Below are 15199 nucleotides of genomic sequence, written 5' to 3'. Positions count from 1 at the left end.
TAATCTTGATTACGACAAATGCTGGGCGATCGCCGCTTCCACCGCCCCAGACCAACCACGACAGCCTGTATCTGGCGCTACTTGCCAGCCATATTTCTCGATAAAAGGAATCAAATCAGGGTGAGCGCCCTTTATTCCCGGCACAACAATGGCCACATCAACAGCTTCGAGCAGCGACAAATCATTGGGGCTGTCTCCTAAACCTACCGTGGTAATTTTTTCGTCCCCATCATGGGTCAGTTGCCATGCCTTCGCCACCAGTTGCACCGCACGACCCTTTGCCGCTCCGGCTCCGAGTAGGTGACAAAAGCGGTTCCCCACAAGGATTTTAAAGCCGAGTTCTTGGGCGATCGCCTCTAGGGTTTGCATGGAAGTTTCTGGTCGAACAAAGGGCTCACTAAATTGGCGATCGCAGGCCTGTTGGATCGCTTCAGCAGATAATCCTGTAGCCGCTTCTAATTCCGCGACCGTCAAATCCCCAAAGCCCCGTAAGGTTTCACCGGTCTGCTCTGACAATTGCTGAAGACCTTGCCGAGCCTCTTCGTAAGTTACCCCTAGGGTAAGCATGTCGAGATTCGCCACCACTGTTGTTGATAACTTTTCTAATTGCACAATCTGCTGAAAATCAAAACGCGTATCGTTTAGCTCAAAAAAAACACCGCTTCCATTTTCAACGATGAAGGGATCCCCCAAACCGAGAGCAGCGCGTAAATCACTGACCTCAGCCTTGGTTTTACTCGTGGTGGGTATCACCGGTACGCCTGCCGACCGTAGTTTTTTGAGAGTGGGAACGGCATCATCATACTGGTAGTCATCATGGTTTAGTAATGTGCCGTCGAGATCAGTGAAGCAAAGGAACATTGGTAATCCAAGCGATTTGGTAGGGACTGAGGTTTAACTTTTCGGTGTCCTCGGTAATGGTGAGTCTACCAAGGAGATCATGCCATTCGTCGGTACAAATCAAATTTAAGTTTGATACAGCCACTGACTTCGGGCGATCGCTGAGATTGTAAATGCAAAAAATACTCTGACGGCGATCGCGACTTTGCCGCCACAACCCAAAAATTGAGCCACTCCGAAAATCAAGGGTGTATTGGGTGGCATTGGGGTGAAACGCCTTTTGTTGCCGCCGGATGGAAATCAACCTTTTGAGTTCATTAAAGACCCAATGTTGGTCAGAGTCCGGGTCATCCAGCTTGGCACACAGCTCTGCATAATCCCATTGGTGGCGGTTAATGCTGCGATTGTGTCCTGTGGCTTCTAATTTTTCATAGTCATTGGGCGTTGCCAGCAAACTATGGATATAAAACGCAGGCACACCTTCGAGAGCCATCATGATCGCTTGGGAGCAAACAAACCGCTGCCGTTGCCATTTATCCTCACCTTTGATCGTGCCTTTGAGGGCATCAAACAAGGAAATATTCAGCTCATAGGGACGCTGAGTACCATCACTCTGACTACGGTAATTAATCCTTGCCCCGAAGCCTTCAATGGTTTTCACCAGCTGGGTAAACTCTTCTCCTTCAATGAGACCTTCCGCCGGACGTAACCCTATCCCGTCATGGGAAGCGGTGAAGTTGAAATAAGCACAACCCTCTTGGGCTGGCGGCATACTTTTCATCCAAGTTTTGAGGTGTTTCGACTCGCCACGAATTAAAGCGTTTAACAGCAGTGGCGGCAGACTAAAGTTGTAGATCATGTGGGCTTCATTGCCCCGCCCGAAATAGCTGAGATTTTCACGGTTAGGAACGTTCGTCTCGGTAATGAGCACGGTGTCGGGATAGGTTACGGCCAAAATTTCCCGAAAAAGCTGAATGGCAAAATGGGTTTCTGGCAGGTGGATACAGGGCGTATTTAATCTTTTCCAAAGAAAGCCAACGGCATCAAGGCGAATAAAGCGCGCCCCATTACGGCAATAGCTCAGCAGAATATTGATAAATTCCAATAGCACGTCAGGATTCGCGAAATTCACATCCACTTGATCGGCGCTAAAGGTTGTCCACACATATTTGATGCCATTGACGGTGTCGACGGGCGTTAGTAGGGGGCTACTGCGGGGGCGAATCACTTGGTGGCAATCGGTTTCGGGGGGATATTCGATGAAGTAGTGACAGCCGGGTTCTTCTTGTTTAATGAACTGCTGGAACCATTCGGATTGGCTGGAAATGTGGTTAATCACAAGATCTGCCATCACTTCAAAGTTCTCGGCGATCGCCGCCACATCATCCCAAGTGCCTAGACGAGGATTGACCTTCAGATAATCAATCACGGCAAAACCATCATCAGAGCTATAGGGGAAAAACGGCAGGATATGAACACCACTAATCACCCCATCCAGACGAGCATCCAGAAACTCTTTCAAAATCGGTAAAGTCGGGCGATCGCCCTCATCTTGGCTCGGCAACAGAGTATCGCCATAGGTAATCACCAATGTCGTCGTTTCGTCCCACAGCTGCGGTGCCGCTGCCGTCCCTTCCTCCGGTACATGCTCGGCGATCGCCTTGACGATCCTAGCTTTTAATACCCCAAACTCCACATCAGGATAAAGAGTCTCTAAATAAAACCGGAGGCGATCGCCAAAATCAGAAAAAGAAACAGTCATAACCAGTTAAAACACCTAAACATCATCACTTCAGTAGCCCACAACCAAGGCACAAACCAGAGCCCCTTGTCCGACAAAATAAACACAAAAGATCACCCAGTCCCATTACCTTAAAAAGACAAACAATAATCAAGACCAAGTTTCCTATCAGTCCCATGTCACCCCCCTTTGTCCTGGGCAATACTGCAATTAGACCTAAGTCTAAAACGCATCCCAGCCTACGTTGTAGGGGTTGTTACACCTTTTAGCACATAGAGCACAAAGAATTGAAAAGAATACGATACCCTTAGGACATTCAGCTTGCTTTGTGAAAAAGGTCGCCCAATATGGATTTCAATCAAGACTTTATTACAACGATCCACGACTTTAACGCCGACATTAGCTATCTAGAAAAAAGGCTACGGACTCTCAGTGCAACAAGCCCCATGGCTTTGCTCATTCCTTCCCTATACGAAGAACTCCAACGTCCAGCCCTAACCACCATCAAAAAACACCTTAAAAGCTGTGATTACATCAAGTTCGTTAATGTCTGCCTGTATGCCGAAACCCAAGAACAATATCACCATGCCGTCGAGTTTTTTAGCGAACTGCCCCAGCATGTCAACGTGATCTGGACTAATGGCCCCAGAATTACAGAACTGATCAGTAAACTGGCAGAAAAAAAGCTTAATTTACTTGATTACGCCGGTAAAGGTTGGGCCGTGTGGTTAGGGCTGGGTCTATCTTCCCTACAAGCCGATATCATTGCCCTGCACGATGCCGATATTGTCACCTTTGACCGCTCCCTTGTCGCCAAACTTTTTTATCCAGTTGCCGAACCAGAATTTGGCATTGCCTACAATAAAGCCTATTACACCCGCCTCGGCCTAGAAACCCGTGCGATGCATGGTCGCGCTGTGCGGTTATTCGTTGCGCCATTGCTGGCCACCCTTGAGGATGTTCTGGGTCGTAATGCTTATCTACATTATCTGCGCTCCTTCCGTTATCCACTAGCGGGAGAATTTGCCCTGACCTCGGTACTGGCGGTAAACCTCCGCATTCCCTGCGACTGGGGTTTAGAGGTAGGGTTGCTGGCGGAAGTGTATCGCAATGCGGCTCCCAAACGGATTGCCCAGGTGGATCTTGGCTTTTTTGACCACAAGCATAAAGCAGTGGGCGACAATCCCACGGAAGGCTTGCAAAAGATGTGTACGGAGATTTTGTCATCGATTTTGCGCACCCTAACGGAGTCTGAATCGGTCGTTTTTTCTAAGGGTCATCAAACGGCATTGCAAGTGAAGTTTAGGCGCGTTGCCCAGGATTTAATTCGTCAATATTTTGTTGATGCAACCTGTAATGGCATCCCCTACGATCGCCACCGGGAAGAGATGACGGTAGAAAGTTTCGAGAAAGTGATTCCCATTGCGTTTAAAAAATATCTCAACGAACCGGTAGCTTCTCGAATTCCTGACTGGACTAGGGCTTTAGCCGTTATGCCAAATCTACGGGAATTGCTCCATCTCGCTGTCGAGCAAGATATGGCCGAGGCCAAGGCGACCAATGCTCGCTAGGATATTTTGTACAAGTTTTCAAGCTAAAATCTAGATGTAATGGGTAAGGGGCGATCGCCTCTTTTTTATGAGCTTTATTAGCCGAGAAAACGGTCAATCAGTAGCGGAGCAAAGCGATTGAGGGAATAAAAAAAGACAAAAAACAAAATTGCTTTATTGATCACCATATCCCAACGTTTCTTCGGAATATCATGGTCAGGGTATTGCAGTTTCCAACGTTTTTTTGTTGCTGCTTTTTGTAAAATTTCAGGGGTGATAGCCAGCCGTTCAACGCGACGGTAGGGCGGCGCGAAAATAAAACCGCCAATATTTAACCCCGCTTCGCCATGATGGAAATACCAAAGATAGTTATCTAAATCGACTTTAAATTCCTCGCCAAAACTTTTCATGAAGTCGTTGCAGGCATCCGCTTGTAAATCAAAGGTTTGGAATAAATCAGTATCTGGATTTAACAGGGTTTCAGAAACTTCTAATTCTGTTTGGATAAAGCGATAAACTTCGGCGATCGCCACCATTGCTATAGCCTCAAATTAAATGGTAAAAAATCATTTTGGAAAGTAGTTTAGATCAGAAATCTCTGCCATTGAAAAAGGGACATCCTTAGGAAAAGATGCTGCGGGAAAATGCTCCACCGGGACATGATCTTCGATGGACATCGTAGCGCAAGCAGCCTGGTAACAATCAAAAAGTACCGATTCGGCAAAATCTTTTAACGTTGGACTCGCTGTAAAATAATCATTGAGCTGGTAGCGATATTCGCTCATTGTTTCGACCCACCGATGACAGCGGTTTTGGGGCTGATGTTGCCATTTTAGTAGCTGCAATAGTAACAAGCGTAGCGTACTTTTAATTTTTAGCTCTTCATCAATTGCCATTAATTTTAGTACTCGACACAATTGATCAATGTCTTTTTTGGGTAAATTACTAGCCTGCATTTGACTAGGGATTTGGGTAAGCCACTGATAAAAATCTTGCCGTGAAAGTGGCGACCATTCATCCTTGAAATCTGCCATAACAGAGTCGGCGATCGCCGACTAATTACGATATATTTTCACCAGATCATCAAGACTATATTGCGACCCTTCACCAATCGCTTTCATTTGCCAACCCTCACGAGTACGGCGCAACTCAGCCATTTTCATTAATGTTTGATTTGTATAGGCCGACTCGGACAGTTTGTAATAGGCAATTTCACGATTGTTACTCAGATCAACTAAACGAACAAAGGCATTTTGTATTCCGCTAAAATCCTGTTTTCTTTCTTTTCCCATATAAATATTTACCGTAAATAAAAGGGACGAAATATACTCAGGGATTTTATTGAGTTCTACTAAAATTTGCTCATCATCGCCCTCGCCCTCACCAGTAAGATTATCGCCTTGGTGGTGGATTGCCCCAGAGCTATGGTGCAGATTTGCGTAATAAACGACATCGTTTTTACCCTTTAGCTTCTCGCTGGCATTGAGGCACAACACAGAAGAATCAAGATCAATAGTTGTACTCGCTTTAAAAAGATCCAAGAGATTTCTGCGAGCAGGACTTTTTGCCATATCCCACCCCAATCCCAACATGATTTTATTGAGTTTGGGAGCTTCTTTTTTTAAGGAAATACTATTTCCTTTTTTGAGTTGAATTACCATAATATTTTCAGTTTAAACTTTTATTTTGTAGCAGTACCAATGGGGGCGATCGCCGACAGTTCGAGATGGGGATGATCACTCCTAATTTGATTGAGATTCCACTCATTTTTCAGGAGTAAAACAGGACGCTCCCACAAATCTTTGACGACCATCGTATTAAAAATTTTGCCAGCTTTTTCGAGGGCTTCCCAGCCATTGGTCACCCAACGCGCCACACTATAGCCCATCGGTTCGAGGCGACTTTCGACACCATATTCACTCTGGAGACGATGCTGCACCACTTCAAATTGCAGTTGTCCCACCGCCGCAAGGATGGGTTCTCGCTTAAATTCATCGGTGGAATACATAATTTGTACCGCACCTTCTTCTTGCAATTCTTTAATCCCCTTTTGAAACTGCTTAAATTTGGAGGGATTGGGATTTTTAAGATAGGCAAATAGTTCGGGAGAAAAACAGGGAATGCCTTCATACTCAAGCTTTTTGCCTTTATAAATGGTGTCGCCAATGGCAAAAACGCCGGGATTATTTAAACCAATTACATCGCCAGCATAGGCCTCTTCGAGGGATTCGCGCCCTTGGGCAAAGAGCTTTTGGGGACGGGATAGGCGCACCGTTTTGCCTGTCCGAGCATGACTGACGGTCATATCTTTCTCAAATTTGCCTGTACAAACCCGCACAAAGGCGACGCGATCGCGGTGTTTAGGATCCATATTGGCCTGGAGCTTAAACACAAATCCGGTGAATTCTGGGTAGGTCGGTTCTAGGTCGCCGAGGGTCGAAGCGCGGGGTTCGGGTTTTAGGGCATAGTCGAGGAAGGAGGTGAGAAATAGCTGCACACCAAAGTTGGTCATGGCACTACCAAAAAAGATGGGGGTCTGTTGGCCGCCATGGATCGCTTCGAGGTCAAATTCTGCACCGATTTCGTCGAGAATTTCTAACTCTTCCCGGAATTGTTCGTATAGTTCTGGTTCGATGAGTTCTTCTAAAATGGGATCATCAAGGTCAAAGATTGTGTCCTTTGCTTCCTTCGCACCGTGAACTGTGCGTTCGAATAAGTGCACTTTACCTTCGCGACGGTCATAAACGCCTTGGAAGCGATCGCCCATGCCGATTGGCCAATTCACCGCATAGGTCGATAGACCCAATTCACTTTCAATTTCATCGATCAGCTCTAGGGGTTCTCGACCGGGACGGTCAAGCTTATTGACGAAGGTAAAAATCGGCAGTGATCGCAGTTTGCAGACTTCAAATAATTTGCGGGTTTGGGTTTCTAGACCCTTTGCCGCATCGACGAGCATGACGGCATTATCAGCCGCTGCTAGGGTACGGTAGGTATCTTCACTAAAATCTTGGTGACCCGGTGTGTCGAGGAGATTAATTTGGTAGCCGTTGTAGAGAAATTGCAACACTGTGGAGGTGATCGAAATCCCCCGTTGTTGCTCCATTTCCATCCAGTCAGAGGTTACTTTCCGCTGTTCTCGCCGTGCCTTTACTGCCCCTGCTTCATGGATCGCGCCTCCATAGAGCAAGAGTTTTTCGGTGAGGGTGGTTTTACCTGCGTCAGGGTGGGAGATAATCGCAAAATTCCGTCGTGTCCGGACGGCATCTTCGATTTCGTTGAGTAATTCTGCTGACATGAATTTCTGTGAGCGTTTACAGTCTGCTTAATTTAAGCCATCTCCCATTGTACTTCCTTCGTCAACCCGCCCGGCGATCGCCGCACTCAGCCCCTATTCTAAAAGTCCTTGAATTGGCAGATTCGGGGGATATTCCACTGTGTATTGGTAGGTGAAGGTGAATTTTTCTTGGGGATTAAGCTCTGTTTTCCAGGTGAGAATGCCGAGTTTTGTGGGGTCGATTTTTGGTTCTATTTTTTGGAGATTGACCTTGATTTTTTCGTGGCGACCGATGGGGATTTGTTCTTGGAGGGTGAGGGATTTTGGTTGGTCGCGGAGATTTTTAACGGTTATTTCGTAGGCATAGGTAATGCGGCGCAGTTGACTAATGAGGGTTTTATCTACTTGGCGATCGCCTAACTTTCTTTCTATTTGCAATCCCTCGTCGATGCCAAGATTTAAGGTCATATCCTGTCCCGGCGAAATATTTTGCAGCTGATCTTTCCCGACAAAGGCTTGATCTCGAAACAGATTTGCGACTCCCGGCAACAGGGTGACACCATCCATGGGATTTGTGACGTTCCCTTGGAGATAGGCAAAGCTCACCTTCTGGGGCAACGCCAAATAGGTCAGCTCGATAGGATACTCACCGTGAAATAGGGTTACTTGGTGGGGATTATGATCACTGGGAATATTGCCTCCAGCGCCCACATGGAAAGTCACGGTACTACCTTGCTGTTTCACCTCAGAGGTCGATGGTGCAGATTCGATAATTTCTTCCTCTGGCATCGCTGCAGCGACCATTGCCTCGTCGGCCATTTCCCTCCCCGGTGGAGGCGATCGCCGTTTTTTTGCCCTTGGCATTGTAGTGGCCATCGGTCTTGGGGGCGGCACTTGACGAATATTGAGATACCACGGTGATAGCTCCGGCGGAATAATGCCTTGGGCAACTTGGGCAGTGGAAATCGTCAAATCCGCATTATGCCAAGCTTCGCCGGTACTCTGAATTACATCTGCAAGGTAGTCGAGGGTTAGGGTTTTCCTAGCGGTGTCAATGGCAAGGTCGTACCGGGGCAACCATTTTGCCTGGCTGACTTGGTAATTAATATCGAGTTCAAATTCACCGCTACCAACAACTTCCACCGTTAAAGCGAGGTCATAGTGGCGTTTTTTGGCGGGGTTGCGCAGGAGTGCTTTTTGTTGTTCAAGGGCTTGGATTTCGCGGGTTAGCTGGCGGATGCGCTCTTGGTGATTTTGAATTTTTTGGCTAAAGGTTTGGTGTTGAGTCCCGATAAAATCGAGAAAGGAGTTGGCCTGGTCGAGGGATACTTTAGCTGTCGCCAAATTCTTTGCAAAGCGTCCAACGGCTTCTTCACTGAGATTCCCGACAAAATTTTGCTGTAATGCCAGCGTTTTAAGGCGATCGCCTTCGCTTTTAGCCTCCCCCTGTAGCGCTTCGATGCGCTGATTGAGAGGAGCAATTTTATCGTCAAGGCTTTCAACTGTCACGATGGTCTCCGTGGCGATCGCCACAAACTTTACCGAGGCTGTACCGCGACCTTTAACCCGAATCGAATCCGGTGACATAGTCAGTGGTAACGGCGAAATTGACCAATATTGATCCGTCGGCGAGACAGAAAATTTGCCCCTACGGGTGACCACCGCCCGGTCGCTTAAAACCGTCACCGCGGCGATCGCCGTGTCAATGTTACGAGCCATATGGCCTTCTCCCCAGACTGTTGCATCGCTCACTTCAGGCTAACAGGACTTTTTAGCAGCGATAGATGTTTGTCGAAATTTGTTATTTCCGTTTTGCCCACTCAGCTAATGCCGGCTCAGTATCGGGAAGAGCCTCTACCGTAATATAAAAATATCGTTGCCCATCGGTTTCCGGGAGTCCTGCAAATCACATTAAATTCCGGGGATCTTCTTCCCTATCCGTCCAACGCCGAACATCGTCGCCTACTCAAAAGATAGCTTTATGCAGGGCGATCGCCACCAAAATCACCACAAAAAAGCCCCCGGAGCGCGAGGGCAATAAATCTGTTTAAAATGCCAAAATTAAGGCATATTCACAGCAGAACTTTCTAGCCATCGTAGCCAAAACCCATATTGTAGCACCGGACATTTTCCGAGGCAATAGGCTCTAACTCTTTCGTTGTACGATTGGCACGCCACACACCTTGGAAGTCAGTGATCCATTCTTGATCAATATCCACATCTCCTGTCGCACTGGCGATCGCCACAATTTCTGGATCCATCTCCCCATTAATCTGACATTCGATGAGAGCCTCTTTAGGCTGTGAAACCACAGCAGAGTCCAAGAGTTCGCGGAGTTGCTCATTGACGACCATACCATCGCGGTCAAGTTGGCGCTGCAATAATAGCTGCTCGAAACTAACCACCATTTCGCCGTTGTAATCATAGAGGGAGATGAGATAGGGCTCCTCTACCGTGGCATCCCCCAGCACAAATCCACCTCGATCAACCACGCCCTCCGGTAAACCATGTTGATCCACACCAAAGACCGGAGAAGAAGTGGAAGTATAAACCCATCCTTCGACAATTTCTAGGGGATTAGCCAGAGCGGCCAAAGGACTCAATAGTAACGGGGCGATCGCCAACGCTACCGCACGATAAGACTTGGAGAGAAATTGATGAGAAAACATAACAATATCCTTCTAGCTTTGATTTTTTTGTCCGACAGGATTGAGGCAGATATCAATAAAACATCGGTTCTGCGACCAAACCCTCTGTATTCAATACAACACCGCGTTCCATCATTTTTCCGGATTGGCCTTAGCCGCAGGTGCAAGCGCAGTAGAGACAGGCCCCCATGGCAGAAATAAAGAGACAATATCGAGTTAATCAGGATAAATTTATCAGCCGTGCCCCAATAAGCCGATGCAAATCTAGATACAACTAACTTTGCGACCCATCCTGACCTAACCATCATAACCAAAGCCAATGTTGTAACAGCGAATATTCTCAGGAGACAGTGGCTCTAGCCGCTGCGTATCACGGTCTACGCGCCAAAGCCCTTGAAACTCAGTAAACCACTCCACATCAAAATCAAAATCCCCATCGTAGGGGGCGCTGATCCCAATAACATCCGTATCTTTTTCCCCATTAATCTGGCATTCCGATAACCAACGGCCTTCCTCCGCAAAGGTCACAGAGTCGAGGATTTTTCGGGTTTGCTCATTGATTACGATGCCGTCGTGGCTATGGCGTTGCTGTTCTAAAATTTGCTCCAAACTGACAATGTACATTTCGCCATAACGATAAATCGCCAGAACCAGAGGAGCCTCTTCTTTGATGGAATCGATTAGCCAGCCCCCTTGCTGTTCCATGCCCTTGGGTAGTCCCACCTGAATGGGCTCAAAAGCACTAGAGGCAAAGCCTTGATAGGTTTCGCCTGCCATATTTTCTAGGGGATTTGCCGTTACAACCCATGGCGTTAATAGCAGTGGGGCGATCGCCACGGCTGTCATTTTTAGAGCATGAGAAACATATTGAATCCATGGCATCAGAAAGCCACCTCCGCATCACTATCAGCTAGATATAAAATCAAAAATCAAAATATTTTTGCCATCGCACCGCTGATATGCCAGTCGGTCTGCATAGGACTGCATCAAATGGAGACCAATAGCACCGATTTGTGCATCATTGCAGAAGGTGGGCGCTTCAGGCTCCGGAACCATCGTCGGGTCAAAGGGTACATCATCATCTTCAATGCGCATCGTCAAACCCCTGTCTGCGGCAGTACACTGAATGCAAATCAAATATCCTGCATCCTCTAGATAGGTATTTTCAAAAATATTCATTACCACTGCTTCTAGAAGCAGTTCCAAACGAAATGTTCCCCTTGGGGAAAATTATCCAAGAAATTATTATTCAAATAAAGCAAAAAGGCAACATTGCAACTTTATTTTAATGCTTACCTCCATCAGAGTATCGAAAAAAATGACTTAACAGAATACTTCGTACTAGAAAAAATAGTCATCACCCTCTTGTATTAATCAGAAAAAGCAGAAATTAGGGCGATCGCCGTTAATTTTATGCTCAAACCTGTACCCGAGTAGCTATTTTATGAAATCTGCGAGAAGCATCTCCTAACCCTCAACAGCTTGGGTATATTCTTCTCCACCCAGAGCCGCCCGTTCTGCCGGAAGAACATCATTCCCTACACAATCAGCATATTCGTCGGCAGCACGACCGTAAACCGAGGAGGTAATATTGTCGACCCGCTAGATACCCAGGCTCTGCTCACCCCAGAAAGACAACTTAGCAAATCCTTCATCCTCAGGGGCTTCATCATAAAAAATCAAATCGCCATTATCTTGGCTATTTACCGAGTGGGCATGATTATTCATGGGCTGCAAGATTGTGCGTCTCCATAATGGAGTACAAGATCTCTGCACACCCAGACAATTTTGATATAAGTCTTTCATTACTTCTGTTTTTAACGTGTTTAACCATGTTTTTTACGTAGATTTTATGGGGAGAGTGCTGGGCGATCGCCGTCTTCTTTGCAAAATATCTTTACCAAAAAAGCTCTAAATGTTGCCCAATTCATCCTTTTGTTAAGTGAAGATTCGATACTGTGATAAAGCGAAGATTTCTGTGAAGAAATGAAACTTAAGTTCATCGTTGCCACTGGAATAGATGCAGTAGACTAGCGGCATATGGGTTTTTATTTTTTTATTTTTTTTCTACATAAAAAAGTGTGAAATCACCATGGGTTAAATATTGTTTGGTTCGACTCAACTCTGCCATGTTAGCTGCCAGCATTATTCATAGGACGCAATGCTTGAAGATTTAGATGCCACTTTAGAAACTCTAATTCAGCGGGAATTTCCGGCGGATGTTCCTTCGTCTTCAACGGCAGTTCATATTAGTTTTGAAACGCCTTTTCATGGGGCCATTTCCCAGAAGCCAGCCCTCAACTTTTTTTTGTATGACGTACAGGAAAATTTGGAGTTGCGTAATGTGGTTGGCGGTTGGGAGCGGCAGGATAATGGCCGGGCGGTAAAACAGCGTCCCCCTGCGAGGGTTGATTGTTCCTATTTGGTGACGGCATGGCCTCAAAATGATGAGGATATTCAAACGGAGCACCAGTTGCTCGGTGAATTAACGCGGATATTGTTGCGATTTCGGCGTATCCCGGAGGTCTATTGGCAGGATAGTTTGAAGGATCAGCCGGTTCAAATCCGTATGGTGAGTTTGCGTCCGAGTAATCTCAATAGTTTTGGGGAATTTTGGCAGGCGATGGGTGGCCGTGATGGCACAAGGCCGAAGGTGGTGTTGCACTGTACTGTGACGATCGCCGTTGATCTGGAGTTGGAAGCGTCGGAAGCGCCATTAGTCGGTATGGTCCTAGGGGAGAAACACTAAATGTTAAAACTCTCTTTCAAAAATGTGCAGGTGGCGATCGCCGGGAAAGTTTTACTGGCAGAAACGGGCGAATCTCTGGCTGGGGCTAGGGTAGAGATGATTGAAATGCCCTCGAAATTACAACGTATTCTTCAGCTGAAGGCGATGCAGGTGGGGAAAAAATGGGACACTTTACCGGAAAGGATTGATCGTCAATTTACCCGTGGCGACGGCAGTTTTTTCTTTACGGATTTGCCCCTAGGAGATTATGTTTTACAGGCTTCAGTTCCCGATGGCGGCGATCGCTATCAAGCGGTGACTAGGGCGTTTCAGGTAAAACAGCAACAGCAACAGACGGGGATAAATTTCGCAACAGCGACTGGTAATTTCGAGATTTTACCGACAGGCCTTAAGGGTCAAATTTTAGGGAATGGGCAGGCGATCGCCTACGCTAAGATTCGAGCAGTTGAGGATAATGCAGAGACCCTGAGCGATGTAGACGGCAAGTTTCGATTTGTGGGGTTAAGCGCTTCGACCCAACCTAGCGTTTTTCAAATTTCTCGTACTGATCATCCATCGCAACGGCGATCAGTAATGCTGCAACGGGGGGTGATGACAACCATCGATTTTGTTTTGGATTGAGACAGACTTTGGGGTTATGGAGGGTGATGGAAGTGATCCATGATCCCCCCGGCTTCGCCACCCCTTTGAAAGGGGGACAAGAAGAGATTTTAAATTTTGATGTTCTTAAGGAGTGATATCCATGCCGAGTTATCTTTCACCGGGTGTTTACGTTGAGGAAGTGCCCTCCGGTTCTGCCCCGATCGCCGGAGTCGGAACCAGTATCGCCGCCTTTATTGGCACAATTAATCCCGTGGCCTACCAAAGCAGTGGCACTACCACCCAAACCATTGGCACTAGCGCGGCTCCTGTGGCGATCGGTACGGGGGATGGCGGCACAAAAAAGAATTATGTTTTTGCGGCTTTATATCCTGTGTCTGGCGGTAATTATGGTTTTTTTGTCGATGGCGAAGCAGTTGCCGTTGAAAGCGTCACGAACAATGACACTGATCAAACTGTCACCGTCAAATTCGAGACAGCAGTAGCTTCCGGCGCAGCGATCACTGGCTATTACGACACTGAAGTCAGCGCTGCCAGCACCTCAACCTATGCCACGGAAGGGGAAATCAAACTATGCACTAATTTCACCGAATTTAAAAAATATTTTGGGGACTTTATGGCTCCCACGGGCGAGACTGCCGGCCAAAATACCCTTGCCCATTCGGTATATGGCTTTTTCAGAAATGGCGGCACGCGTTGCTATATTGTTTGGATTTCTGGTCAAAGTAAGATTGCAGGTGTCCTAGAAGATTTTGAGGCGATCGACGAAATTACCCTAGTCCTCGCGCCCGGTAGTCTCGACCTCCGCGATGATATTGCCGACCACTGCTCGAAGATGGGCGATCGCTTTGCCATATTAGATAGTCAAGAAGATCAAAATCTCAGCAGTACTTCTCTCGTTGCGGATCTCAAACCTTTTAATTCAGATTACGCCGCCTTATATTTCCCTTGGATTCAGGTCTATGACCCTAGTTCCGATAGCAATATTTTTGTGCCACCCAGTGGGGCGATCGCCGGTGTTTATGCCAGGGTAGATAGCCAGCGCGGTGTCCACAAAGCCCCAGCCAATGAAAGTATTTTAGGCGCACTCGGCTTGAAATATGCCATCAGTAAAGCCAGACAAGACGGCTTAAACCCCGACGGTATCAACTGCATTCGCCAGCTCAACGGCAACATCCGCATCTGGGGGGCGCGCACCCTTGGGGGCAATGCCAACGGCGAATTTAAATACATCAACATTCGGCGGCATTTTAACTACATTAAAGAATCCATTGATGAGGGTACACAGTGGACTGTTTTCGAGCCCAATACCTCAGAACTTTGGGCAAAAATTTCCCGCAATGTAACCGCCTTTCTCACGATGGAATGGAGTAATGGTCGTTTGTTTGGCAGCACACCGGATCAGGCTTTTTACGTGAAATGTGATTCAGAAACCAACCCCCCCGAAGTCCGTGATGCGGGGCAAGTGGTAACGGAAATCGGTTTGGCGGTGGTGAAGCCTGCTGAATTTGTCATCTTCCGCATTAGCCAATGGTCTGGCAGTTAATCAGTTATCAGTGGACAGTTATCAGTTATCAGTTATCAGTTATCAGTAATTATAAATTTGATGATTGGTTTACTAACGACCTGTTTCACTGGCTTCTGCTGAAAAGTTAACTACCACCAACCTTTGTCGTTCCTATCAAGAATGATCCATTGTTCCCTGATACCTGTTCCCTGATAACTGTTCACTGATACCTGTCCACTGATACCTGTTCCCTGATACCTGTTCACTGATAACTGTTCACTGATACC

15 protein-coding genes are annotated in these 15199 nt (G+C 46.9%); 4 read left to right on the top strand and 11 right to left on the bottom strand.

Annotated features, from left to right (window positions below):
* Positions 1 to 9: 9 nt before the first annotated feature.
* Positions 10 to 861, bottom strand: coding sequence for an HAD-IIB family hydrolase (locus NIES208_RS07685; protein ID WP_075891399.1), 852 nt, complete (start codon positions 859 to 861; stop codon positions 10 to 12).
* Positions 842 to 2602 carry a sugar phosphorylase gene (locus NIES208_RS07680; RefSeq protein WP_075891397.1) on the bottom strand — a complete coding sequence of 587 codons (1761 nt, stop codon included), beginning with the start codon at positions 2600 to 2602 and terminating at the stop codon, positions 842 to 844. The genes NIES208_RS07685 and NIES208_RS07680 overlap by 20 nt, the downstream gene beginning before the upstream one ends.
* Positions 2603 to 2928: 326 nt before the next feature.
* Here NIES208_RS07680 and NIES208_RS07675 point away from each other — a divergent pair, with 326 nt between their 5' ends.
* Positions 2929 to 4152, top strand: coding sequence for a glycosyltransferase family protein (locus NIES208_RS07675; RefSeq protein ID WP_075891395.1), 1224 nt, complete (start codon positions 2929 to 2931; stop codon positions 4150 to 4152).
* A gap of 77 nt (positions 4153 to 4229) precedes the next feature.
* Here the strand turns inward: NIES208_RS07675 and NIES208_RS07670 are convergent, their stop codons facing one another.
* The 9 genes from NIES208_RS07670 to NIES208_RS19650 form a co-directional block, all read right to left on the bottom strand.
* On the bottom strand, positions 4230 to 4667 hold the full coding sequence (locus NIES208_RS07670; RefSeq protein WP_075891393.1) for a DUF1493 family protein: 438 nt from the start codon (positions 4665 to 4667) through the stop codon (positions 4230 to 4232).
* 30 nt (positions 4668 to 4697) lie between these two features.
* Complete coding sequence (locus tag NIES208_RS07665; protein ID WP_075891391.1) at positions 4698 to 5165, bottom strand: DUF29 family protein; 468 nt, start codon at positions 5163 to 5165, stop codon at positions 4698 to 4700.
* A gap of 21 nt (positions 5166 to 5186) precedes the next feature.
* On the bottom strand, positions 5187 to 5792 hold the full coding sequence (locus NIES208_RS07660; RefSeq protein WP_075891389.1) for a TerD family protein: 606 nt from the start codon (positions 5790 to 5792) through the stop codon (positions 5187 to 5189).
* 20 nt (positions 5793 to 5812) lie between these two features.
* Entirely contained in the window at positions 5813 to 7429 is a 1617-nt protein-coding gene (gene prfC / locus NIES208_RS07655) for a peptide chain release factor 3 (protein WP_075891387.1), read from the bottom strand.
* A gap of 93 nt (positions 7430 to 7522) precedes the next feature.
* The gene (locus NIES208_RS07650) at positions 7523 to 9127 is read right to left on the bottom strand and encodes a mucoidy inhibitor MuiA family protein (protein WP_075891385.1); all 1605 of its coding nucleotides are present in this window, start codon (positions 9125 to 9127) and stop codon (positions 7523 to 7525) included.
* Between the two features lie 368 nt (positions 9128 to 9495).
* The gene (locus tag NIES208_RS07645; protein ID WP_075891383.1) at positions 9496 to 10077 is read right to left on the bottom strand and encodes a hypothetical protein; all 582 of its coding nucleotides are present in this window, start codon (positions 10075 to 10077) and stop codon (positions 9496 to 9498) included.
* A 276-nt stretch (positions 10078 to 10353) separates the two neighbouring features.
* Positions 10354 to 10938: a hypothetical protein gene (locus tag NIES208_RS07640; RefSeq protein WP_075891381.1), complete on the bottom strand. Its 585-nt coding sequence runs from the start codon at positions 10936 to 10938 to the stop codon at positions 10354 to 10356.
* Between the two features lie 24 nt (positions 10939 to 10962).
* On the bottom strand, positions 10963 to 11262 hold the full coding sequence (locus NIES208_RS07635) for an ATP-binding protein (RefSeq protein WP_225875272.1): 300 nt from the start codon (positions 11260 to 11262) through the stop codon (positions 10963 to 10965).
* Positions 11263 to 11658: 396 nt separating this feature from the next.
* Positions 11659 to 11784, bottom strand: a complete 126-nt coding sequence (locus tag NIES208_RS19650) for a hypothetical protein (protein WP_282956352.1) — start codon at positions 11782 to 11784, stop codon at positions 11659 to 11661.
* A gap of 433 nt (positions 11785 to 12217) precedes the next feature.
* Between NIES208_RS19650 and NIES208_RS07630 the strand changes: the two genes are divergently transcribed.
* From NIES208_RS07630 to NIES208_RS07620, 3 genes are all read left to right on the top strand, one after another.
* Entirely contained in the window at positions 12218 to 12805 is a 588-nt protein-coding gene (locus NIES208_RS07630) for a Pvc16 family protein (protein WP_075891377.1), read from the top strand.
* On the top strand, positions 12806 to 13426 hold the full coding sequence (locus NIES208_RS07625) for an MSCRAMM family protein (RefSeq protein WP_075891375.1): 621 nt from the start codon (positions 12806 to 12808) through the stop codon (positions 13424 to 13426).
* Between the two features lie 121 nt (positions 13427 to 13547).
* Entirely contained in the window at positions 13548 to 14951 is a 1404-nt protein-coding gene (locus NIES208_RS07620) for a phage tail sheath family protein (protein WP_075891373.1), read from the top strand.
* Positions 14952 to 15199: the final 248 nt, after the last annotated feature.

The organism is [Limnothrix rosea] IAM M-220 (genome assembly GCF_001904615.1).
Taxonomy (GTDB): domain Bacteria; phylum Cyanobacteriota; class Cyanobacteriia; order Cyanobacteriales; family MRBY01; genus MRBY01.
This window is presented reverse-complemented; position numbering and strand designations above follow the sequence as displayed.

Bases quoted from the DNA above. Each gene is read 5' to 3' on its own strand.
- NIES208_RS07685 (WP_075891399.1), bottom strand. From the start codon at position 861: ATGTTCCTTTGCTTCACTGATCTCGACGGCACATTACTAAACCATGAT.
- NIES208_RS07680 (WP_075891397.1), bottom strand. From the start codon at position 2,602: ATGACTGTTTCTTTTTCTGATTTTGGCGATCGCCTCCGGTTTTATTTA.
- NIES208_RS07675 (WP_075891395.1), top strand. From the start codon at position 2,929: ATGGATTTCAATCAAGACTTTATTACAACGATCCACGACTTTAACGCC.
- NIES208_RS07670 (WP_075891393.1), bottom strand. From the start codon at position 4,667: ATGGTGGCGATCGCCGAAGTTTATCGCTTTATCCAAACAGAATTAGAA.
- NIES208_RS07665 (WP_075891391.1), bottom strand. From the start codon at position 5,165: ATGGCAGATTTCAAGGATGAATGGTCGCCACTTTCACGGCAAGATTTT.
- NIES208_RS07660 (WP_075891389.1), bottom strand. From the start codon at position 5,792: ATGGTAATTCAACTCAAAAAAGGAAATAGTATTTCCTTAAAAAAAGAA.
- prfC (WP_075891387.1), bottom strand. From the start codon at position 7,429: ATGTCAGCAGAATTACTCAACGAAATCGAAGATGCCGTCCGGACACGA.
- NIES208_RS07650 (WP_075891385.1), bottom strand. From the start codon at position 9,127: ATGGCTCGTAACATTGACACGGCGATCGCCGCGGTGACGGTTTTAAGC.
- NIES208_RS07645 (WP_075891383.1), bottom strand. From the start codon at position 10,077: ATGTTTTCTCATCAATTTCTCTCCAAGTCTTATCGTGCGGTAGCGTTG.
- NIES208_RS07640 (WP_075891381.1), bottom strand. From the start codon at position 10,938: ATGCCATGGATTCAATATGTTTCTCATGCTCTAAAAATGACAGCCGTG.
- NIES208_RS19650 (WP_282956352.1), bottom strand. From the start codon at position 11,784: ATGAATAATCATGCCCACTCGGTAAATAGCCAAGATAATGGCGATTTG.
- NIES208_RS07630 (WP_075891377.1), top strand. From the start codon at position 12,218: ATGCTTGAAGATTTAGATGCCACTTTAGAAACTCTAATTCAGCGGGAA.
- NIES208_RS07625 (WP_075891375.1), top strand. From the start codon at position 12,806: ATGTTAAAACTCTCTTTCAAAAATGTGCAGGTGGCGATCGCCGGGAAA.
- NIES208_RS07620 (WP_075891373.1), top strand. From the start codon at position 13,548: ATGCCGAGTTATCTTTCACCGGGTGTTTACGTTGAGGAAGTGCCCTCC.